The organism is Aurantivibrio infirmus (genome assembly GCF_054767315.1).
In genome coordinates, this window is the sequence record NZ_BAAFSK010000005.1 from 114,088 (window position 1) to 136,081 (window position 21,994).

The 21,994-nt window shown below is 42.8% G+C and carries 18 protein-coding genes; 10 read left to right on the forward strand and 8 right to left on the reverse strand.

Annotated elements, in window-relative coordinates:
* Positions 1-8: 8 nt before the first annotated feature.
* Complete coding sequence (locus ACYUCY_RS12205; RefSeq protein ID WP_460226780.1) at positions 9-326, reverse strand: DUF1330 domain-containing protein; 318 nt, start codon at positions 324-326, stop codon at positions 9-11.
* Between the two features lie 29 nt (positions 327-355).
* A complete protein-coding gene (locus ACYUCY_RS12210; RefSeq protein WP_460226781.1) occupies positions 356-727 on the reverse strand; it encodes a winged helix-turn-helix transcriptional regulator in 372 nt (123 codons plus the stop codon).
* A gap of 119 nt (positions 728-846) precedes the next feature.
* Here ACYUCY_RS12210 and ACYUCY_RS12215 point away from each other — a divergent pair, with 119 nt between their 5' ends.
* The gene (locus tag ACYUCY_RS12215) at positions 847-1,485 is read left to right on the forward strand and encodes an NAD(P)H-dependent oxidoreductase (protein WP_460226782.1); all 639 of its coding nucleotides are present in this window, start codon (positions 847-849) and stop codon (positions 1,483-1,485) included.
* Between the two features lie 190 nt (positions 1,486-1,675).
* On the opposite strand, the gene ACYUCY_RS12220 is transcribed toward ACYUCY_RS12215, so the two are convergent.
* From ACYUCY_RS12220 to ACYUCY_RS12230, 3 genes are all read right to left on the reverse strand, one after another.
* Positions 1,676-2,404, reverse strand: a complete 729-nt coding sequence (locus ACYUCY_RS12220; protein WP_460226783.1) for a hypothetical protein — start codon at positions 2,402-2,404, stop codon at positions 1,676-1,678.
* 241 nt (positions 2,405-2,645) lie between these two features.
* The gene (locus tag ACYUCY_RS12225) at positions 2,646-3,548 is read right to left on the reverse strand and encodes a hypothetical protein (RefSeq protein ID WP_460226784.1); all 903 of its coding nucleotides are present in this window, start codon (positions 3,546-3,548) and stop codon (positions 2,646-2,648) included.
* Between the two features lie 122 nt (positions 3,549-3,670).
* Positions 3,671-4,630 carry a hypothetical protein gene (locus ACYUCY_RS12230; RefSeq protein WP_460226785.1) on the reverse strand — a complete coding sequence of 320 codons (960 nt, stop codon included), beginning with the start codon at positions 4,628-4,630 and terminating at the stop codon, positions 3,671-3,673.
* A 725-nt stretch (positions 4,631-5,355) separates the two neighbouring features.
* On the opposite strand from ACYUCY_RS12230, the gene ACYUCY_RS12235 reads away from it, so the two are divergent.
* From ACYUCY_RS12235 to ACYUCY_RS12250, 4 genes are all read left to right on the forward strand, one after another.
* On the forward strand, positions 5,356-5,715 hold the full coding sequence (locus ACYUCY_RS12235) for a helix-turn-helix domain-containing protein (RefSeq protein WP_460226786.1): 360 nt from the start codon (positions 5,356-5,358) through the stop codon (positions 5,713-5,715).
* A complete protein-coding gene (locus ACYUCY_RS12240; RefSeq protein WP_460226787.1) occupies positions 5,709-7,034 on the forward strand; it encodes a type II toxin-antitoxin system HipA family toxin in 1,326 nt (441 codons plus the stop codon). Before ACYUCY_RS12235 ends, ACYUCY_RS12240 begins: the two co-directional genes overlap by 7 nt.
* Before the next feature lie 393 nt (positions 7,035-7,427).
* A complete protein-coding gene (locus ACYUCY_RS12245; protein ID WP_460226788.1) occupies positions 7,428-9,860 on the forward strand; it encodes a DUF5916 domain-containing protein in 2,433 nt (810 codons plus the stop codon).
* Positions 9,861-9,998: 138 nt separating this feature from the next.
* On the forward strand, positions 9,999-10,640 hold the full coding sequence (locus tag ACYUCY_RS12250) for an ATP phosphoribosyltransferase regulatory subunit (RefSeq protein ID WP_460226789.1): 642 nt from the start codon (positions 9,999-10,001) through the stop codon (positions 10,638-10,640).
* A gap of 96 nt (positions 10,641-10,736) precedes the next feature.
* Here the strand turns inward: ACYUCY_RS12250 and ACYUCY_RS12255 are convergent, their stop codons facing one another.
* The 3 genes from ACYUCY_RS12255 to argS all read right to left on the reverse strand — a co-directional run bounded on the left by ACYUCY_RS12255 (position 10,737) and on the right by argS (position 14,477).
* Positions 10,737-12,074 carry a mechanosensitive ion channel family protein gene (locus ACYUCY_RS12255; RefSeq protein WP_460226790.1) on the reverse strand — a complete coding sequence of 446 codons (1,338 nt, stop codon included), beginning with the start codon at positions 12,072-12,074 and terminating at the stop codon, positions 10,737-10,739.
* Between the two features lie 96 nt (positions 12,075-12,170).
* The gene (locus ACYUCY_RS12260; protein WP_460226791.1) at positions 12,171-12,662 is read right to left on the reverse strand and encodes a VOC family protein; all 492 of its coding nucleotides are present in this window, start codon (positions 12,660-12,662) and stop codon (positions 12,171-12,173) included.
* A gap of 75 nt (positions 12,663-12,737) precedes the next feature.
* Positions 12,738-14,477 carry an arginine--tRNA ligase gene (gene argS / locus ACYUCY_RS12265; RefSeq protein WP_460226792.1) on the reverse strand — a complete coding sequence of 580 codons (1,740 nt, stop codon included), beginning with the start codon at positions 14,475-14,477 and terminating at the stop codon, positions 12,738-12,740.
* A 313-nt stretch (positions 14,478-14,790) separates the two neighbouring features.
* On the opposite strand from argS, the gene ACYUCY_RS12270 reads away from it, so the two are divergent.
* The 5 genes from ACYUCY_RS12270 to ACYUCY_RS12290 all read left to right on the forward strand — a co-directional run bounded on the left by ACYUCY_RS12270 (position 14,791) and on the right by ACYUCY_RS12290 (position 21,975).
* Positions 14,791-15,579: an enoyl-CoA hydratase gene (locus ACYUCY_RS12270; RefSeq protein WP_460226793.1), complete on the forward strand. Its 789-nt coding sequence runs from the start codon at positions 14,791-14,793 to the stop codon at positions 15,577-15,579.
* A 46-nt stretch (positions 15,580-15,625) separates the two neighbouring features.
* Positions 15,626-16,855, forward strand: coding sequence for a cystathionine gamma-synthase family protein (locus ACYUCY_RS12275; protein WP_460226794.1), 1,230 nt, complete (start codon positions 15,626-15,628; stop codon positions 16,853-16,855).
* Between the two features lie 48 nt (positions 16,856-16,903).
* The gene (locus ACYUCY_RS12280; protein WP_460226795.1) at positions 16,904-17,560 is read left to right on the forward strand and encodes a hypothetical protein; all 657 of its coding nucleotides are present in this window, start codon (positions 16,904-16,906) and stop codon (positions 17,558-17,560) included.
* A gap of 195 nt (positions 17,561-17,755) precedes the next feature.
* A complete protein-coding gene (locus tag ACYUCY_RS12285) occupies positions 17,756-18,829 on the forward strand; it encodes an efflux RND transporter periplasmic adaptor subunit (protein WP_460226796.1) in 1,074 nt (357 codons plus the stop codon).
* Between the two features lie 50 nt (positions 18,830-18,879).
* The gene (locus ACYUCY_RS12290; protein ID WP_460226797.1) at positions 18,880-21,975 is read left to right on the forward strand and encodes an efflux RND transporter permease subunit; all 3,096 of its coding nucleotides are present in this window, start codon (positions 18,880-18,882) and stop codon (positions 21,973-21,975) included.
* Positions 21,976-21,994: the final 19 nt, after the last annotated feature.

Here is a 21,994-nt window from a genome sequence, read left to right on the forward strand (position 1 = left end):
GTGCAGCCCTAGATTTCTTGATTTGGAGATAGGTACATATTGAATTCGCTAAAAATTTTATCGCGTAACTGAATAAGATCGAAATATTCCTGTCTGAAAAACAATTTTTCCGCCAGCCCCTGACTAGGGAATTCGATTAACATAAACAAGTCGAGCGAATGTTTGCCATACAATGTATTGAGTATTTCTTGGCGACGAATTACAACACCATTATGCTTTTCAATATAGGCACGAATTGCATCTGAATACTCTTTGAAGTGTTTTTTATAGCCGGTTCTAAACTTTCCACTCACGACTATTGAACATCCTTCACCTTTCATCTTCATCCACTGTCCACAATTTTTTTGGGAGGGGGTTATCCTTGGCCGATCTTCTTCTCAACTACAGAACGAGCTTGAACCTCTTTTCCCCAAAAGCTCAACTCATTCAACACTGGTTCTAGCTTGTCTCCAAACGCAGTTAACTTGTATTCAACTCGCGGAGGGACTTCGGGGTAAATGGTTCGATCTATCACACCATCGCCTTCTAGTTCACGTAATTGTTGAGTAAGCATTTTTTGAGTCACACTCGGTAACATCTTCCGCAACTCCCCAAAGCGTTTTTTACCGTAGCCAAGGTGATAAATGATTAAAATTTTCCACTTTCCACCAATGATATTCATTGCATCTAATATTGGACAAACTGGTTTTGCTTCAGCGATACAAAACTGTGGTTTTTCTCTTGTCACACACGCTCCAGTAATTCTATGGTTTCAAAAAAGTGCCTATGTTACCAAAAACTGCCTTCTTTCTTGAAGAGTTTTTTCGCAATACTATAGCGCCAATTTCACTGAGGAGGAACAATAAGATGAATGATGTATTAGAGGCATTGCGGTGGCGTTACGCAACAAAAATATTTTCGCCACAAATAGTTTGTGAGGAAGATCTAAACATACTACTAGAATCTCTACGTCTTGCTCCATCTTCCTACGGGTTACAACCTTGGCGAATAGATATTTTACCGAGGGGAAAATTCAAAGATCAGGTATCCTCAATAGCATTTGATCAACCACAAATTCAGAGTTGTTCTCATTTAGTAGTGTTGTCTGCCCGAAACAACCTCGATATAAATTATATAAATGAACATATAGAAACATCGATTAACACTAATCCATCGTCACAATCTCATTTGCACATTTTTAAACAAGCAATCATTGACACCTTACTAGACGGAGACCCCAAAGCGAATGTGCCTATATTATCTTGGGCACAACGCCAAACATATATCGCTTTGGGGATACTGATAGAAACGGCCGCCATCCTTCGAATTGATGCTTGCCCGATGGAAGGGTTCGTTAACGAAGCGTTGGACAAACACCTAGGAATCACCAAAGGCGAATACAGTTCAACCGCGTTGGTTGCTCTAGGGTATCGAAGCCCTGACGATACCTACCAAAAAATGCAAAAAACACGTTTCTCCAAGGACGAAATTATATTCTTTCAATGAGAAAATTGAGGTCAAATAAAATTCTAATTATTGGTGTGGATCGAGCTCGCCGAAAATTCTTAAATTGATTCGACCCTTTGATTCTAAATTTTACAAACTAACTTCAATAAAAGGGCCAATAAAAGGGCCGGAGGGATTTAAATTTGATCAATCTGTAATTGGTTGAATTTAAATCCCTCCGTCCCCTTTATTAAACTTCTTGATTATCTAGATATCTATAGCTTAAGGACAACAATCCTACTTCTATCGCGCCGACGACCAACCATAATGCCCAGATAAATAATGAATACAAGACAGAGTCTTGTGTGGGTAGCAAGTTATATAGTAGATCTAGTAAAAACGGTAACAGGCCAATCAAAAAAGTTAACCTCCACCCATTGTTCACCGAAAGGCTCCAAGACCTATCAAGGCCTTCCCCTCTATTTCCTATCGCTGATGAAGGTAAAACTAGAGCTATCCTGCTAACTACATAGTAAATAGGGATATTTGCAAGCCCCACAAAAACCAGAGCAAGTACATAATTTTCTAAAGTATTTTGAAAAAATGTATATAACAACGGTGTTACTAATAGATTAATCGGTATTGAAATTATAATTGCGCATATCGCAATTAACACCCACCACCCTACGTACCGAATTTCATTACCTGACCAATTTAGAAGCGTATCTTCTTTAATCGCATTCGGGCCCATTATAAAAATTCTATGGCAACCTACAATCGCCGCAACCAAAGATATAAGGAAAACTATTAGGAAACATACGCCAATGATTATCGAAAAGACTCCAATCCCATTTTCTGAAAAATAATTGCTCCATACAATCCAGAACACGCCACAGAAAATCAATGGCAAACCAACTCTGACAAGAGGGTTAAAGTATTTAATTGGCAACAGCAATGCTTCATGCAGTATAGAAAGCACTGGGAGAGTTTTTTCGTTAACGGATTATTTCCTTTTTATTATTTATTGAATGTAAAATTATAAGAATCATAAGATCAGAGTAATTGATTTAAAGAACCTCAAAGAAAAGTTATATATCAATTACTCTGACCCTATTGATTTAGTTGCCTTGTTTTATCTATCTACGAGGACTAAGAAGCTTAATGTGTTAAGTCAAGACTTGACCCCTTTTCAACTTGGGTGTCTGATCTATTTAAAAAACTCAAAGGCCTGCCTTTTCCATTAGTTGTTTAACGATTTCCATTTCCTTCATGTAATCACTATTGTAATAATTCCTCTTATTTTTTTCTTCTAGGTTATTCCAATAGTCATAAGAGATTTGCCATCCAGGAACCAATTTTGAAACACGAGGAGAGGCAAGCGGTTCGAGAGATGAGCACGTTTCACTGTTAGTGTTATTGTTCCTTGTTATTTGATAAACCTCATTATTAATCGCGTTTAAGGTCATAGTAACTTTTCTGCAAGAGTCATTGCCGGTAGATTGTGCAATTATTTCATTTTCATTCCAGCTCAATACTTCATAGTAGTCGTCATTTAGACTTAGGACATGACTGTTTATGTTGTAAATAGATGCGTCATAGATAACACACTCTTTACTGCCCTTATAGCAAGTTATTTTTGCATGGTTTATTGGATTGGCGATTTTATCGTTCTCAATGATCCATGTTCCCTCAGAAAATGCAAAATCATCAGTAAAATGAACTTTAATATTATCCCCAAAAGTTCCTAATGTTATTTTTTGCATTGAGAAATTTTCGGCTCTTTCGGTCAGTTCTCCAAATTCACCAAACGTTAGATCTCCTGTTTGCTTGTGCTCTAAGTCGCGTTGAAATTTTTTAATCGCGGTTCTTGAATCCACAGTTTCGTTTTTGTCGTAAAAATACATTAGTTTTGATAAAGGAGCGGCAATAAAGAGTTCGTAATCTGCTGCTACGTTACGCTCGGAAAACATTTTATTCAATACGAATTCAGCTGACAGATTTAGGAGCTCCTCTTCGCTCAATGCGTCCTCCAATTCTCCAATTGTCATGTTTTCGTAGTCTCTTTCAGCTGCAATGACAGCGCATGAAATTAGGAGTAAAACCAAAAAAGCCGGAATTTTCATTAAGAGTTACCTTTGATTTTAATAGCTTAATAGGACACCCACGATAAAGGCGGGACACCCACGATAAAGGCGCTTGATTTCTAAGGCAGTATCTGACCCCTTGATTTTGGTGTCTTGTTTATTTATTCAGGAATTAAGATTTCCCATGTATTTTTTTCCCCATCATAATAATGAAACCCTGTGTTCATTGACGCATACTTACTGCCAACATTGCGTCGTTCCCAATCCGCGTCGCATTTTGATCTTTGACACATGAGACTAGGTTGGAAATTTTTTAACGTTTTGGTGCGGTTAAAATTGGGAACCAACTTACAACAATAATTTAGAACATCGTTTGTAAGTTCATGCTTGTTTCCGTAGACAGGAGCGCAATATTTTAGAATATCAAGGGTGTCTAGTGAGCCGTATTTGTCAGATTCTATTGCTTTATCAACAACTAATTTAAGCACTCCGTTTTTTGATAAATAGCGATTAGCCCACTCATAATTCCCATCTAAGACTTCTTGTCCATTAAAAAGTCTATAAGTTAGAAGATCAATATACTGATCTTCATCGATCCTGTAATTCAAAATATTTTCGATATAACTTTCTGGTAAATAATAGTGATCTAAATCGCAACGCTTAATAAATAAAATAAAACAATCTATTATTTTTAACACACTACCTTTGTCATCTATTTCTGATAAATCCAAGTCGAGAAATGCATACAAAGCTTCTTGACCTACGATATCAAGAAAGGAACACCAACCGAGTTCGCCATTGTCTGGAATTCTATCTAGGTGTGCATTCACATAGCGAACAATAAGTTCTGCAGCGTCTGGTAAGTTCTGAATAACGATAGACCAGATTACCTTTTCACTTATCCTTGTTTCTCCAGAAATTTCAATTTGGATTGGCCTGGCTTCCAAGTGCGTATCTAAGCCCTCAATGTTATGAACAGCATCTACGTTTTCTATCAAAAAAAGCGGAATAGCTTTAATAACATCTAGAGAAAGCGAGTCGGCTTGTATAACGAGTGGGGGAGGCCGATCGGCGTTAGCTTTCGGTCCAGGAGGTTCCAGGAAAAATTGTAAATTAGGCATGATTTTTCCTTGCTTTTAATAAAATTTACTTTGAGTTGAACCTCCCCAAATAACGGATATTCCTTATTGAGACTAAAGTCTCTGATTAAAAGTGTCCGTTTATTTGGGGAGGTTCAGTCTGACCCCAATTATTAAATCTTTTTTGTCTTTGTTATTTGTAAGACAAATCACCAACAAGAAAGGAATCCCTATAAACAACTTTGAAATCGATTTCTTAAAACGCGGTTTCCGCATTATGTACGAGTAAGAGTTTAAACGCCAAATGGCAATTGGTTATTGGCGCGCAAGACTTCTTTTTCTTTGGTTCTCAATCCCCCTTCCTGAGCGCCGAACGGAAAGTTATTTTTAAGAGCAAATCGCACAGGAAGTGCGATTTAGGGATGGAGAGACAGGAAGTCGAATCAGACCGGCTCTTAAAAATGACTTGGAGAGAGGGTATAGCGATGGCGGGCGGCCTTTCTTTTGGGTACTTTTCTTTGGCCGAACAAAGAAAAGTGCCTAGCTGCAGGGCTACCCCCTGCGATCTTGCTTCTAAAACTTCAACAATTTTATTAGTTAATAGCCTAAAATAAGTCCATAATGGCCAAATTAAACAAATAAAAGACCAAAAACCATCCATAACCACCAAACCCCTAGCAAATCCACCCAATAGCTGCTATTTTACCCATTAACAAATAAATACCCCATTAATAGCCAAAAAGTAGACTGTTATGGATTTGTACTCAATGTCCGATAAAGCCATCCGCAAGCAATTGGGCGAACGCCTAAAACAACAGCGTTTGCGGCAGAACATCACCCAGCAACAATTGGCGGATGCCACGACTTTGTCGTTGAACACCATAAAATCCCTGGAATCGGGAAAGGGAAAGCTTGCCAGTTTGATTGCGGTACTGAGGGAGTTGGGGCAGTTGGAGCAACTAAACCATTTTATTGCTGAGCCGGAAATCAGCCCTTTGCAGTTGGCGAAGCAGAAGGGGCAGATGCGGGAGCGGGCGACGGGAATTCGTAACAAAGTAAATCAGAGCGAATTAACGACAGGCATTGCAGAGCGCTCTACACCAGAGGGAGACAAGGACGCGTGGTAAAGCAGGGAGTAAAAAAAGTCGATACGGCGATTGTTGAATTATGGGGGCAGACTGTCGGTGCTGTTTCTTGGTTGGCAGACAAAGATTATGGCGTGTTTGAGTTCGAGCCGGCGTTTTTAAAATTGGGTCTCGATATTTCACCGGTGCTAATGCCTTTGGAGTTGGCAACAAAAGGTAAGAGAATATTTTCATTTCCTGAATTAAATAACGCGACTTATTTAGGTCTGCCGGGTTTGTTGGCGGATGCCTTACCGGATAAATTTGGTAACCGAATTATTGATGCATGGTTGGCGAGGCAGGGTAGAAGTGCTGAGGAATTTAGTCCGGTGGAGCGTTTGTGTTACACCGGTAAGCGGGCGATGGGCGCTTTGGAGTTTTTGCCCGCGACGATTGAAAAGTACGACAAGTCCGAGCCGGTCGAAGTTGCTGAACTCGTTTCTTTATCGCAACAAATTATGCAGCAGAGAGAATCCTTAGCATCGTCAATCACCGAGAGCGATAAAAAAAGAGCCGATGCAATTTTAGATATTTTGCGCGTCGGGACTTCTGCCGGTGGTGCTCGACCGAAAGCGGTTATCGCGATGAATGCAGCAGGCAAAGTGGTGTCTGGTCAGGCGCAGGCGCCAGCAGGTTATGATTATTGGATTTTAAAATTTGATGGCGTCACGGATTTGGAATTGGGCGAGCCAAAAGGTTTTGGTCGTATTGAGTACGCTTATTATTTGATGGCCTTAGATGCTGGCATTGTGATGAATGAAAGTCGTCTGTTGGAAGAAAATGGTCGCGCCCATTTTATGACAAAACGATTTGATCGTGTCGATGGCGAAAAACTTCACATGCAATCTCTTTGCGGTATCGCGCATTACGATTTTAATCAGGCGGGTGCTTATAGTTATGAGCAAGCGTTTATGGTGATGCGGCGTTTGCGCTTGTCAAAGGCGGATGCGGAGCAACAATACCGCCGAATGTTGTTTAATGTGATTGCGCGTAATCAAGATGACCACACGAAGAACATTGGCTTTCTCATGGATAAACAAGGCACATGGCATTTGTCTCCGGCCTACGATGTGGTGTATTCCCACAACCCGGCGGGTTTATGGACCAACAAACACCAAATGACAATCAACGGCAAGCGCGATCATTTTACTCAACAGGATTTACTCGCGGTGGGCGAGAGTATTAGTTTGTCGAGACCCGAAAAAATTCTCGAAGAAATAATGAATGTTGTTAAACGGTGGCCACAATATGGCGAACGAGCGGGGCTTTCTGAAAGTAGGATTGAAGAGATTAGGGCGGGGCATCGCCTGGTAATAGCCTAAATACTGCCGGGTCATTTTACGCTACAGCAAATTGAAATCGATTCGACGTTTTTGTTGACATAATATGCAATAACTTTACAAATAACGGTGCAATTCTCTATTTAAATATTCTGCAAATCAGGCCATCCTAGCCGCCAAAATTTTCAGCGCGAAAACCTTACTCGATGCTAGTTAAGCAAGCCAGTTACGCAAGCCAGCTAAGTAGTCTAGTTAAGTGATGGTGAAATTTTTTATCAAGATTAAAGAATTAACCGAGCCTTTCAATAAAATCTTTCTATACTTCAAATCAAGAACTCAAACGATTGATCGTCGATCGCAGATAATGCTGTGTGCAGATGAAAGCGTAAGAGAAATAAATAAGAATAGCTTTATGGCTACTTTTGGGAATTTAAAATGAAGAATGTATTACCGGGGATCTTGTCACGAATAGCATCTGCAAAATCATCTCATTGGGGTTTGCTATTTTCCATCAGCATATTGCTTTCGACCCAAGTGCAGTCACAGGCCGATATTAGCGTTCCTAATCCCATCACACTGCAATTGGTTAGTGACGATATCGACATTACTATCGATGGTCGTTTAGATGAATCGATTTGGCAAACTTCAGCTAAAATCGGCGACTTCGGCGTTGTTGAACCGGATACCTTGGTGCCCGGTGAATACCCGACCAACATGCATATTTTTTACAACAGTAAAGGTATCTACGTGGGCTTTGATATGCATCAGCCACGAGATACTTTGGTGAGTCAATTGTCTTCGCGAGATCAGCGACAATTAATTCGCGACGCGGTTTTTATTACCTTCGATAGTTCTTCGGAAGCGCGTTACGGTTATTGGTTTGGTATTGCCTTGGGTGGCAGTTTAATGGATGGCACGATTTTGCCAGAGCGACGTTATGCGAGTAATTGGGATGGCCCTTGGTGGGGTGAAACCGCGGTTACCGAACAAGGCTGGAGTGCGGAAATGTTTTTGCCTTGGGCGATGATGAGTATGCCGAAGACAGAGGGCGCGCGGGCAATGGGTGTGTATGCTTCACGGAAAGTCGCTTATAAAAATGAGCGTTGGGCTTGGCCAGCACTGCCGAGCACGCAACCACAATTTATGTCGGTACTTGACCAAGTTGAAGTGACCAACGTTGCGCCGAAACAGCAATACCGAATTTTCCCTTATGCATCGACAACCTTTGATCGCGTTGCAGACGAAGTGAATTACAAAGCTGGTGCTGATTTTTTCTGGCGACCGTCGACAGACTTTCAGTTGTCAGCAACATTAAATCCTGACTTCGGTAACGTTGAGGCCGATGACGTTATTGTTAATCTCACCGCGATTGAAACTTTTTTTCCTGAAAAACGTTTGTTCTTTTTAGAGGGGCAAGAAACTTTTATTGCAGCACCACGCGCAACCTCAGGAGTGCCGACAACCTTGTTGAACACGCGCAGAATTGGTGGTCGCGCATTTAGGCCGAATATACCGTTGGGTGTCACGGTTCCGCAAACGGAACTGGGTCAGCCCGCAGAATTAAATGGCGCATTAAAGGTAACCGGTGAATCCGGTGCTTTGCGCTACGGCGTCTTAGCCGCACAAGAAGATGAAACGCGTTTTCGCGGTGAAGATGGTTTGGGTAATCGAGTCGATCTCGATCAAGACGGTAGAGATTTCCTTATTGCTAGAGCAGTTTACGAATTATCTGGCGCGGGTGCATCGCAAAGTGTGGGTTGGATGAGTACTTCGTCAACGCACCCAGATCGAGATGCGACAGTGCATGCGGTTGATGGACACTATTTATCCGGCACGGGTAAGTGGCAGTGGGACGGCCAGCTTATTTATTCCGATATTGATGTCGAAGGTGAAGGTGGCGGCGGCTTTGTTGATATGCGTTACACCCCTAAGCAAGGTCGAAACCATATTGCCGCGTTTGAATATTACGACAAGACCATCAATATTAATGACCTCGGTTTTTTTCGTCGTAATGATTTAATCGGTACGCGTTATATTTTTCAAGAAAATCGTTCAGACATAAGTTTTGGCCGTGATATTTCGACGCAAGTATTAATCCCCCACGAATGGAATACCGATTGGAAAGTTATTCGTACCGGCGTTTTTTGGGAAGGGGATTTAACTTTTAATAATTTGTCAGCATTTCATTGGGATTTAAATCATTTTCCGGATCGTTATGAAGATCGAAACAGTTTTGGTAACGGTACCTATGAAATTGAGAAACGCTCCCAGCTCGAATTGGCTTACAGCACAGATTCTTCTCGGAATTTAACTGCAGATTTTAGTGCCCGGTATGAGGGTGAAGAACTAGGCGGGCATAATAATAAATTCGCTGTTGGTTTAAGCTGGCGGCCCTTGAGTAGCCTGACTGCAGAATTCGATCTCAGTCATAAGCAACGTTACGGCTGGTTATTGCATCGCGGTGGCACCAATATGGTCACCTTTGATGCCGAAGAGTGGAGTGCGAAGTTTAATATTGATTATTTCTTTACCGCGCGCCAACAATTTCGTGCGTCTTTACAGTGGGTTGGGATTAAGGCCTTTGAAGATGAGTTCTTCACGATTCCCGCAAAGGCGGGCGTTTTACTTGATCGTACTAAGGCGCCTGGCGATCCCTCTGACAACTTCAGTATCTCGACATTGAACTTCCAAGTACGTTATCGCTGGGAGATTGCTCCCATGTCGGATTTGTTTCTTGTCTATACCAAAAATGGTTTGCAGCGCCAATTGCAAACCTTCGAAGAGTTCTCTGATATGTTTTCTGATGTCTATGATGAGCCGGTGTCTGAACAGTTCGTGGTGAAGCTGCGCTATCGCTTTGGTAATTAGCGCCTGCGATCGGAGCTAAACGGACCTAGAGCTGCTCGCAGCTGTTTTGAATGTTTAGCGATTCTGGTATTATCCCGCGGCTTTCGATGGCAGGATTTCGACAGCGAGATTTTGACAGTTAAACATGATGGTTAAGCTATGGAACTTAAGATAGATAATTTGGCTCGTGGTGTGCGCATCATCAGCGGTGATGAGAGCAAGAAGCGGCGAGCGCTTTTGAATAAGATGATTGAGCTGGCGGAAGCCAAAGGCTATGACGAAATCATCTTGCCGAGTATTGAGCCTGCCCAGGTCTACCGAGATAAGGCCGGCGAAGAAGTGTTGGGTCAAATGTATGTGTTCGAAGACAAGAAGGGTCGAGAGCTGTGTCTTCGTCCCGAAGGTACCGCTACGGTTCAGTTAGTTGCCGATAAGCATTACCGCCGCAACAAAGATGTGAAGCTGTGGTATTTCGAACGTTGCTGGCGCTATGAGCGACCTCAAGAGGGGCGCTACAGAGAATTTTTCCAATTTGGTGTTGAGGTTATTAATCCATCTTCGCCCGATATCACCCGAGAGTTGATTGATCTCGCGACTTCAATGGTGGCTTTGCAAACGCCAGACTACGAAGTTTTTGAAAGCGTTAAGCGCGGTTTAGCTTATTACGTTGATGAAGGCTTTGAAATTACGGTGCCTAAACTCGGTGCGCAAAAGCAAGTTGTCGGCGGTGGAAAATATAAGCAGGGCATAGGTTTTGCGATTGGTTTTGATCGCTTGATGCTTTCGGATAAGAAAGTCTAGATCGAAAACAAATTTAAGATTTAAAAAAAACCGGTTCCTTGTCAGGGAGCCGGTTTTTTTATGGGTGCGTGCAGATCAAATACTTAGGCAGAACAATTAAAACTCTTCCGCGTCGCCGACTTTGTTGATTTCAAATTTATTATTTAACACTCGAACTTCTCGTTGTGGGAAGGGGATCTCGAAGCCGTGTTCTTGTATGGCCTCAAGAATCATCAACAATAAATCTCCGCCGACACGATTTTTCCCGTCATCGATACCCATCATCCAAAACTCAACGAACATATTAATCCCAGAATCGCCAAAGCTATCAATTTCGCAATCCGGCCGTTCTTCAATTGGGTACTCTTCACCGCTAAGAACTTGTTCGTGGCTGCCCACAACCTCTTTAATAATGTCGACCAGTTTGCGAACATCACTTGAATAGGCAACGGAAAAGTCGACACGATAACGTTGTTTTTTGTTTTTATGGGTCCAGTTGGTAAATGATTCAACAATAAATTTTTCGTTCGGCACCATAATATCTTTGCCGTCGAAGGTTTCTAAAGTGGTTGATCTCATATTCAGTTCGCGTACCACGCCCGTTCTTCCATCTTCGAGTTCAACGTAGTCATCTATGGCGACAGAACGGTCGAGGAGAATAATAATTCCGGATATGAAATTGGACGCAATTGCTTGTAAGCCAAAACCAAGACCAACACCGAGGGCGCCACCAAAAACCGCAAGGGCTGTTAGATTGATACCCATTACCTGCAATAACAGTAAGCAAGTAACGACAACAATTGAGAATTCAAATAGTTTTGCGGCAACTTCTCTGGTGCGGTAATCCAATTGTTCCTGGCGGCGGATAATTTCCTTGCCAGTAAGGTTGGAAACTTTTCCCATCCAAAATAACAAAGAGCCAAAAATAGTGACTCGTAAAATACCGTAGGCGGTAATTTTTATATTGCCGACAGCAAACTGAATTGATTCCAGCGTTGTAATAAGGTCATCAAGCACGCCAATCATATGTAAAAAGATAAGCGGAATTCCAATGAGCTTGAAAACCCTGACAATAATTTTATTTTTAACGAAGTCATCAATTATCGAGTTTGCCAACAACAAGACGGCAATTGTCAGAGCGGTTTGTACAATCCAACGTTGATCAATCAGTGTTTGAACGGCTTCCACCGATAAGCGCAACATTAAGATGGCTAATAAAGGAAAAATTAAATTGCTGAGTTTGTCGACGTACTTTCGAATAAAGTGACTTTCGATGGCCTGTTGGCTGGCGTCAAAGAAAGGGAGGTGGGCACGAATTCTGTTGGCGAGAATGTAGGCCACGACATAGATAAGCAGAACTAAGCCAATTTGGGTATAGGTTTCAGGTTGTGAAAAAATATCTAGAAATCTTGTACTGTAATCAGAAAACAATTCGGAAAACGATGTGAAATTCATATGTTTACCTTTTGTTAAATATCATCGATTCTATCTGCAGTGTCTTTAAAAGCGAAGCGTCTGGTTGTGCCGCACGAGCCAAGCAACAAAAATAGATTAATTGGCAGCAGGAATCGGGGTTAAGAATCCTATTAGAGTACCTTCAATACTATAGACGTAAGCAGCGGTCTGTCCCCAAGGGAAAGTCTGTGGGGCGCGTGCCGATTTTGCACCTGCGGAAATAGCTTTGTCGTAAGCTGCTTCTACGTTATCCGTTAAAAATGCAATCTCAACATCTTCCGGTTTTTTGCTCGCCGAGGTTTTAAAGTTCTCGCCCACCATAAACGCGCCGGCTTGATAGGAAGCAATCATAATTGACACGCCACCGGTCTCTAGCTCACCAAAATCCAAGGCTTCTTGGTAATAGCGGATGTCAAAGCCAAAAGCTTTGACATAAAAATCGAGAACTTCTTTGGCATTGTCTTCAACATAAATCACTGTTGAGCTCAACTTCAGCTCACTAGAATACGCGCTATTAGCGAAACTCACGCCAGAAACTGCGAGTAGAAGGAAAGAAAGTTGTAACATTTTTTTTATTGTCATTGGCATGGTGTAGTCCTTTTGAGGTTTGTAATTAGTGTTAATTCAAAAATCGTTATTATTAATTACTTATCTTGGGTTTTCTTACATTTTTTCCATAACATCGATACCTAAGATATTTAGGCCGGTTTTTATTGTTTTGGCGCAGGCTAGACACAATTGCAATCTCGAATCTCGAAGGTCTGGTGCAACGCCTTCCTTAAGAACGGGGCATGCCTCGTAGAATTTCATAAACTGACTCGCGAGATCATAAAGGTAATTACATAGAAAGTGGGGGTAAGCGGCATCCGCCACTTGGTTTAATACTTCTGAAAACTGAAGGCATTTAATTGCTAATTGTTTTTCACTGTCATGATTAATCGTAATGTTGGCGGAATAATTTTGCGGATCTATCTCTGCTTTACGAAAAATACTATGAATTCGAGCATAGGCATATTGTAAATAAGGCGAAGTATTCCCCTCGAAACTTAACATGCTGTCCCAATTAAAGACGTAATCGTTGGTGCGCGTAATTGATAAGTCGGCGTATTTGACTGCACCTATGCCGACTTTTTTGGCGACGATTTTACGTTCGTCGGGGTTTAGGTCCGGATCTTTTTCGGCGATCAGTTTTTCCGCGCGTTCAACGGCTTCATCGAGTAGGTGAGATAGTTTTACCGTACCACCATCGCGGGTTTTGAATGGTTTCCCGTCTTTGCCTAACATGGTACCGAAAGGGTGGTGTTCTAATTTTACTTCTTCAGCAACGAATTTTGCTTTTCTAGCAATTGTAAATACTTGCTTGAAATGGAGTGACTGTCTGAAGTCGACGAAAATCATGACGCGTTGCGCACCAAGTTCTGCAGTTCGATAACGTACTGCCGCCAAGTCTGAGGTTGAATATAAAAAACCACCGTCTTGCTTCTGCACAATGACAGCGCCCGGGTTTCCCTCTTTGTCTGGAAATTCTTCGAGATAAACAACTTTAGCGCCTTGATCGATGGTGACTAATTTTAAATTTTCCAGATCGCCAATAACTTTGGCGAGTTCACTGTTGTAAAAACTTTCACCACATACATCTTTTTCGCTTAGAGAGACGCCAAGTTTTTTATACACTTCTTCGCTATGTTTTAGTGAGATCGCTCTGAACCTTTCCCAGAGTTCAAGAACTTTTTCATCACCGCCTTGTAATTTAACAACGTAATTACGCGCTCGTGTGGCAAACGCTTCATCGGCATCGAAATGTATTTTTGCTTGCTGATAAAAACTTTCCAAATCGTGCAATGCAAGTTCGGCTTGTTCACCGTGTTGAAGATGATCTTCAAGTTCTGCGATTAACATGCCGAATTGTGTGCCCCAATCGCCGACATGGTTTTGGCGAATAACCTGATGACCAAGAAATTCCATAACTCGCGCTTGCGTGTCGCCAATTATTGTTGAACGCAAATGGCCAACATGCATTTCTTTTGCGAGATTGGGAGACGAATAATCGATAACAATAGTTTGCGGTGGAGACGTCGATTCGACACCAAGCTTATCTCGCTTGAGGTTGTCATTAAGATTTTTGGCCAGCCACGATTTGTCGAGGTGAATATTAATAAAACCCGGACCCGCGATTTCTAGCTTTTCTGCCGCGCCTTGTAAATCCAGCTGGTCAATAATTTTCTGAGCCAGATCGCGAGGGTTGCTGGAGACAAGCTTTGCCGCCGCCATGGCGCCATTTATTTGATAGTCACCAAATTTGGAATTTTTACTTAAGGCGACATTGGCAGAACAATGCTGCGGAATGCCGGCAGCAGCCATGGCTAAAAGGGCTTGTTGGTCTAAGAAACGACTAATATTCATGAATTGAGAATTAACTTATCTAATGGATGGATTTTGTAGTGGGTTTAATGTTTTTGAACTTATTATGCAGTGATTATTTGCTATATCGACTGAAATGAATTCTGATACTTCCTTTCCTACTCGGTAGCGAGCAATTATACTTCGCTTTCGCCGGGCAAGCGAGTAACACAAGACGCATTAGTCGCAATTTAGTTGTCATTTGAAGCGAGTATTGCCGATGGCTAGCGAAAGGTTTTAACTGCCTACAAATTTCAGAATTTCTCTAGTGTAGAGCAATTCTAATTCATCAAATTACCGATATGACGGAGACAAAATGATTGAAGCTGATACTGATAATGTCCTAGTGACCAATGACGACGGCATTATGCACATCCAGATGAATCGACCCGAGCGCAAGAATGCCCTGTCGCTGGCGATGTACCAAAAGCTAGCAGATTCGGTCTTATCCGCCAATGAGGATTCTACGGTGAGAGTGGTGTTGCTCAGTGGTGCGGGAGGAAGTTTTACCAGCGGGAATGATCTAGGTGATTTCGCCAAGCACAAAGGCAATTTATCAGAGGATGAAAACCCTACACCAAAATTTATGGCGGCATTATTGAATTGTGATAAGCCGGTCATTGCGGCAGTCGAGGGGCCAGCTGTGGGAATAGGAACAACCTTACTTTTGCATTGTGATTTTGTTTACGCTGCTCGCAGTGCATATCTGCAAGTGCCATTTGTGAAGCTAGGTTTATGCCCAGAATTTGGTTCGAGTTTGATTTTACCGAGCTTGATGGGGCATCAACGTGCTGCTGATCTTTTGTATTTTGGCGATGCCTTTTCGGCAGAGAAGGCGCAGAGTGTTGGCATTGTGAATGAGGTTGTTGACGATGCTGAGTTAATGAATTTCGCTTTGGAGAAATGTAAGTTACTACGGTCTAGACCGGCATCAGCATTGCGTTCGACGAAAAAATTAATGAAACAAGAGATAAGAAAAATTGCACCTGAATTAATGCGGCAGGAGCGAGATGTTTTCGGTAGTGCTTTAAAGTCGGGTGAGTTTGCCGAAGCCGTCGCTGCGTTTACAGAAAAACGCGAGCCGGATTTTTCTAAATTTTCCTAATATTAGAAGTGCTTAAATAATTTCTATACCAGTAAAAGAAAAACTTATGAAGAATAAAGGATTTACCACCACGATTTTGCACGGTGATCGAAAGGCCGGTGTTAAACATGGTTCGGTACATAAACCGATTCATACCTCGGTTGCCTATGGGTATGAAACCGCCGAGGAATTGGCTGCCGTTTTTCAGGGGCGTGAGCCAGGCTATTCTTATGGGCGGCAAAACAACCCAACCACCACCGCGCTAGAAGAAAAAATTACCCGAATGGAAGGTGGAATTAGTACCGTTTGTTTTTCAACGGGTATGGCGGCGATTACTGCGACATTTGTTTCGTTGCTGAGAGCGGGTGATCACCTGGTGTCGAGTAAGTTTTTGTTTGGCAACACGGTTAGCCTTTTTGGCACCTTAACGCAGTTGGGAATTGAGGTTACCTTTGTTGATGCAACGGATGTAAAAAATGTCGAAGCAGCGTTGCGCCCCAACACAAAAGCAGTGTTTGTTGAGACTATCGCCAATCCTTGCACGCAGATTAGTGACCTTGAAGCGATTGGTCAGTTGTGCGATGTGAAAGACTTGTTGTATGTGGTTGATAACACGATGACATCACCTTTTTTGTTTCAGCCAAAAAAGGTCAAAGCCGGACTGGTTATTAATTCTCTGACCAAATGTATTGCGGGACATGCCAATGTATTAGGTGGGGCGATAACGGCGACGGGATTATTTTCATGGGAAAAATTCGAAAATATTTACGAGAATTATAAAAAAGGTGATGCTGAAAATTGGGGCGTTTTACAAATTCGGAAAAAAGGTTTGCGCGATACTGGCGCGACGCTGTCACCAGAATCCGCTCATCGCATTGCCGTTGGTGCAGAAACATTATCGTTGCGTGCACCTAAAACTTGCAGCAATGCTATGGCCTTGGCAAGGTTTTTGTCGCAGCAAACGGCAATCAAAAAAGTATATTACCCAGGCTTAGAAGAGCATCCAGAGCACGCTCGCGCGAAATCTTTGTTCGCTGATTTTGGTTCTCTATTAAGTATCGATTTAGCTGAAGGCGTTAACTGCTTTGAGTTCATGAATAAACTCAAAGTACCTGTGTTGTCGAGCCATCTTGGTGATAATCGAACTTTAGCAATTCCCGTCGCTCATACAATTTTTTATGAAATGGGTGCGGAGCGTCGTAAAGAAATGGGAATATCCGAAGGCACTATTCGTTTGTCCATAGGTATTGAAGACGAACAAGATTTGCTGGAGGATTTTGCTCTAGCCTGCCAATAGAGTCGCATAGGACGCAAAACTTTTATTTAATCAAGTCGTAGGTATTAAATGAGGTTTTCGAGCGATCATTTTAAAGATGTTCAGCGCTGGGGTTTCCGGCGCTTTTTATATGCCGCAATACTCTGGCGCGTTGGCGCTTGGCTGCGCTTTAGTTACGTATTTGTCCGTGAATTGGAGTCGGATCCTAAGCTCCCGCCCTTGTCTGAAGGGCGAGTTGTAAGACTCGCCTCGATAGATGAATTATTAACTGCGGCGCAAGACCCTATTTTAGATTTGGATCGAGATTTTGTTACGGCGGCGGTAGCAAGAGGTGAGCAGTGTTCAGCGGTTTTTCAGGGTGATCAAATCATCGCGTACGCCTGGGAAGCGACCCGAGCAACACCGCATACAAATTTCGTGACGGTATGCTTTGAGAAACCTTATCGTTATAGATTTAATGCCTTTACCCATCCTGCCTTTCGACAACAAAACCTTCAGCATATTATTTCACTTTATACGGATCCAATGTTTATCAAGCAGGGTTATCGCTATGTTATCTCATTTATCGAGACCCACAATTATCCCTCGGTATCGAGTAATTTGTCCCGCGGTAATATCATTGTTGGTTATGCTGGATATTTAAAACTTTGGCGTAAAGTATTTTGTTTTAGAACAAAAGGAGCACGAAGAGTAGGGTTTAAATTCGTGGCAAATTATCTGCGGTAGTTGGATTACTTTCCTTTACTCACTAACGATACTTAACCGACAAAATACCTTTGCTTTTCGATTTCTGAGTTAAACTTTAGCGCACCTTTGGATGTTTTCGTTTGCCGGTAGTTACTTTGCTGATCTAGTAGTTACTTTGCTGATCTTATAGAAAGTTGACCCGATATTAAGTAGACCCGAATTTAAGAGCCCTTCATGAATAAACCCATTGTTATAACGCTTTGCATCGCCGCCTTACTGGCAGTTCTTTTGATTATTAAAGAAAGCGGAAGCCAGCAGGGGCAGGGTGGGATGCGTCGAGGACCGGGAGCAGCCGCGGTCGAGGTATATAAGGTCGAACCACAAGCACTATCTGTGAGCACCGAGGCTCTGGGTACTGCCTACGCACGCGAGTCGGTAGAGATTACACCGAACGTAAGTGACACCATTCAATCAATAAATTTTCAAGACGGGCAAAGCGTTAAGGCTGGCGACATTCTTCTTGTTCTAAATCACAGTGAAGAAGATGCCGAGCTTAAATCCGCGCAAGCAAATTTGGCGGAACAAGAGCGAGAAGTGAAACGCTTACAAGACTTACGAAAAAGCCAGTCGGTTTCACAAAGCTTATTGGATGAGCGACTAACGGCGAAGGAAACGGCCGAATATCGTTTGGCCGCAGTTGAAGCCAGATTAAAAGACCGCTTTATAACCGCACCTTTTAATGGAGTATTGGGTTTGCGAAATGTAAGCCCAGGCTCTTTGGTTTCCCCTGGGGTGGTCATTACCACCTTGGACGATGTGGAAACCATGAAATTAGATTTTGCAGTGCCTGCAATATATCTGTCATCTCTTGCTACCGGAATATCTGTTAAGGCGCGAAGCCCGGCTTTAGCGGACAGATTTTTTACCGGAAACATCGTCAGCATAGATTCGAGAATTAATCAGATCGATCGCTCAATTAAAGTGCGTGCAGAATTACCGAATACTGATCGAACGATAAAGCCGGGCATGTTAATGCATATTGAGATTTTATTGGATGATAGAGAAGCCTTGGTGATTCCCGAAACCGCTTTAGTACCACAACGCGATAAGCATTTTGTATATTTAGTTTCCAGCGATACTCCTCCGGTAGCCAAGATTCAAGAAGTTGAAATAGGAATTCGTCAACCGGGCATTGTTGAAATTGTTTCAGGTCTTAGCGCTGGCGATACTGTTGTCACCCGTGGGGCAAATAATCTTTCTGAAAACAACCCTTTGAACATCATCCGACATTCAAATGATGATGGCTAACCCTAGGTTCTTTCACAGAGTAAAACTTTTCGTTAAGAGGCGCTTGGACAATGTTCCTTTCTGATTTTTCTGTACGACGTCCAGTTTTTGCATCCGTCATTAGTTTGGTCTTGATCGTTTTCGGGCTCGTTGCCTTCGAGCGCCTGCCATTGCGAGAATACCCTGATACCAATGCACCCATTGTGTCTGTGTCGACAACATACCGCGGCGCTTCGGCTTCGGTGGTTGAAACACGAATAACCCAAGTCATTGAAGATCGTATTTCGGGAATCGAAGGAATTAAAACAGTTTCTTCTTCCAGTTCCGATGGTATATCGCGAATTAATATTGAATTTAAATTAGGTCGAGATCTGGAATCCGCGACCAATGATATTCGCGATCGCGTATCGAGTGTGTTGAGGCAGTTGCCCGAAGAGGCCAGCCCACCGGAAGTGAGAAAATCTGAATCAGATGGCCGTCCGGTGATGTGGTTCAATTTGTCTGATGACAGCATGACCGCTTTGGAATTGACGGATTACGCCGAACGCCATCTAGTGGATGCCTTATCGGTAATCGATGGTGTTGCTCGGGTCAATGTTTCAGGAGCAAAAAATTTCGCCATGCGTATCTGGATTGATCGCAAAGAATTGGCGGCACGCGGCTTGACCGTAAGTGATATTGAAAATGCATTACGCGCAGAAAATGTTGAATTTCCTGCGGGTGCAGTAAAGTCTGAGTCGCGGGATTTTTCTGTACGCATGCAGCGCGGGTATTCTAGCGTTGATGATTTTAAACAGTTGGTCCTCACCCGTGGTAACGATGGCTATTTGGTTCGTTTAGCGGATGTTGCGCAAGTGGAATTGGCGGCGGACGAAGACAGGTCCTCGTTTCGCGGTAACGGCCTGAATATGGTCGGGGTCGGTATCGTGCAACAAAGTACGGCAAATACGTTGTCGATGGCTCGCGGAGTGAAAGCAGAAGCTGAACGTTTAAGGCAATCTCTGCCTCCAGGGATGCTGTTTCAATTAAGTAATGATTCCACAGTTTTCGTGGAATACGCTGTTAAAGAAGTTTATAAAACCTTGTTTATCGCGGCTATTTTGGTTGTTCTCGTGATTTATTTATTCCTGGGTGACTATCGCGCAATGCTAGTGCCTGCGGTTACCTTACCCGTCTCATTAATTGCCACCTTTATTGTTTTACTACTTCTTGGTTTTAGCGTGAACCTTCTCACCTTGTTGGCATTAGTTTTAGCAATAGGGTTGGTTGTCGATGATGGAATCGTTGTACTAGAAAATATTCATCGACGAATGCGCTTAGGGGAGTCGCCGATTGTCGCGGCCTATCGTGGTGCGGGTCAGGTAGGTTTTGCTGTTATCGCGACAACTTTAGTTCTCGTCGCAGTGTTTATTCCTATTACCTTTTTGGAAGGAGAGATCGGGCGCTTGTTTAGCGAGTTTTCGGTCACGATGGCAGCGGCGGTTATTTTTTCCAGCTTAGTAGCCCTCACATTGTCTCCTGTCATTTGTACTTTGGTATTAAAACCTGAAACCGAAGAACAAATTGCATCTGCAAACAATAACTGGTTTTCAAAAATTCAAAAGCGCTATAACGCTTCAGTAAGTTACGTGTTAAAAAATCCTTTACCCGTCAACATTGCTTATATGTTTATTCTGTTTCTCATTGGTTTTCTCATACTGAAGGTTCCTTCTGAGTTTGCGCCAAGAGAAGACCGTGGCATGTTTATGATGATGATGCAGGGACCACAAGGTGGTTCTTACCAAGACACAATGAAGACGGTGTTAGAAGTTGAAGAAAAAATGATGCCCCTGGTTGATGGCGGTGATATTAAACGATTGTTATTGCGAACGCCGGGAAGTTTTGGCCCTGGTGGATCGAGTTTTAATGATGCGAGAGGGATTGTCGTACTGGAAGATTGGGGTCAGCGCAGACCGATTTGGGATATTACCAATGACGTTCGTCGCGTTACTTCGAGCGTTCCTGGGGCGAGGATATTTACCATGACGCCACAAGCTTTTGGCGGGCGTGGTGGTAACCCCGTGCAATTCGTTTTGCAAGGCGGCACTTACGAGGAGTTAGTTGAGTGGCGTGATTTAATGATAGAAAAAATTAATGCCTACCCCGGTATTGTCGGGATCGATCACGATTACCAAGAAACAAAACCGCAACTGCGGATTTCAATCGATCGTGATCGCGCGGCGGACTTGGGTGTGTCGGTGACGAACATTGGTCGCACGCTTGAAACCATGATGGGGTCGAGACTGGTTACGACCTTTACTATGGATGGAGAAGAGCGGGACGTAATTATCGAAGCGAAGCGCGCAGATACCGCAAGCAAATTGGATATGACAAATATTTATGTTCGTTCTTCGAGGAATGCAACACTCATTCCTCTTTCTAATTTAGTCAGTATTCAGGAATATGCAGATGCGACATCCTTGAATCGTTACAACCGCATCCGTTCCATTACTTTGAGCGGTAGTTTGGCTGACGGTTACACCTTGGGTGATGCGCTCACATTTTTGGAGGAAACCGGACGGGAAAATTTACCCACGTCTGCATCCTTCGATTACAAAGGTGAATCCTTGTTGTTAAAAGAATCGGGCGAGTCTGTTTATTTTGTTTTTGTTCTCGCTTTACTCGTCGTCTTCTTGGTGTTATCGGCACAGTTCGAAAGTTTTGTTCATCCAATCGTCATCATGTTAACCGTACCTTTAGCAATTGCCGGCGCATTACTTGGACTGTATATGTTTGGTTTGTCGCTAAATATTTACAGCCAAATTGGCATCATTATGCTGATCGGTTTGGCGGCAAAAAATGGAATTTTGATAGTTGAATTTGCCAATCAGCTTCGTGATGAGGGCGTTGAATTCCACCAAGCAATTGTGGAAGCAACAAGCCAACGCTTACGACCTATTGCAATGACAGCGGTGACGACCATTGTCGGAGCGATCCCTTTAGTTATTGCTTCTGGCGCGGGTACAGAGACTCGTTTTGTGATTGGTCTTGTGGTTATTTCTGGCGTTAGTGTTGCCACTATCTTTACTTTGTATGTTGTACCCGTTGCTTATCAAATGTGGGCGAAGCGCACGAGTTCACCTAAAGCGGTGCAGCATAAGTTGGAAAAAGAATTGGAACAATACTAATTGGTTGGTTCTAAGATAG

Bases quoted from the DNA above. Each gene is read 5' to 3' on its own strand.
- ACYUCY_RS12275 (WP_460226794.1), top strand. From the start codon at position 15,626: ATGAAGAATAAAGGATTTACCACCACGATTTTGCACGGTGATCGAAAG.
- ACYUCY_RS12255 (WP_460226790.1), bottom strand. From the start codon at position 12,074: ATGAATTTCACATCGTTTTCCGAATTGTTTTCTGATTACAGTACAAGA.
- ACYUCY_RS12260 (WP_460226791.1), bottom strand. From the start codon at position 12,662: ATGCCAATGACAATAAAAAAAATGTTACAACTTTCTTTCCTTCTACTC.
- ACYUCY_RS12280 (WP_460226795.1), top strand. From the start codon at position 16,904: ATGAGGTTTTCGAGCGATCATTTTAAAGATGTTCAGCGCTGGGGTTTC.
- ACYUCY_RS12270 (WP_460226793.1), top strand. From the start codon at position 14,791: ATGATTGAAGCTGATACTGATAATGTCCTAGTGACCAATGACGACGGC.
- ACYUCY_RS12250 (WP_460226789.1), top strand. From the start codon at position 9,999: ATGGAACTTAAGATAGATAATTTGGCTCGTGGTGTGCGCATCATCAGC.
- ACYUCY_RS12245 (WP_460226788.1), top strand. From the start codon at position 7,428: ATGAAGAATGTATTACCGGGGATCTTGTCACGAATAGCATCTGCAAAA.
- ACYUCY_RS12290 (WP_460226797.1), top strand. From the start codon at position 18,880: ATGTTCCTTTCTGATTTTTCTGTACGACGTCCAGTTTTTGCATCCGTC.
- ACYUCY_RS12205 (WP_460226780.1), bottom strand. From the start codon at position 326: ATGAAGATGAAAGGTGAAGGATGTTCAATAGTCGTGAGTGGAAAGTTT.
- ACYUCY_RS12235 (WP_460226786.1), top strand. From the start codon at position 5,356: ATGTCCGATAAAGCCATCCGCAAGCAATTGGGCGAACGCCTAAAACAA.
- ACYUCY_RS12285 (WP_460226796.1), top strand. From the start codon at position 17,756: ATGAATAAACCCATTGTTATAACGCTTTGCATCGCCGCCTTACTGGCA.
- argS (WP_460226792.1), bottom strand. From the start codon at position 14,477: ATGAATATTAGTCGTTTCTTAGACCAACAAGCCCTTTTAGCCATGGCT.
- ACYUCY_RS12230 (WP_460226785.1), bottom strand. From the start codon at position 4,630: ATGCCTAATTTACAATTTTTCCTGGAACCTCCTGGACCGAAAGCTAAC.
- ACYUCY_RS12225 (WP_460226784.1), bottom strand. From the start codon at position 3,548: ATGAAAATTCCGGCTTTTTTGGTTTTACTCCTAATTTCATGCGCTGTC.
- ACYUCY_RS12215 (WP_460226782.1), top strand. From the start codon at position 847: ATGAATGATGTATTAGAGGCATTGCGGTGGCGTTACGCAACAAAAATA.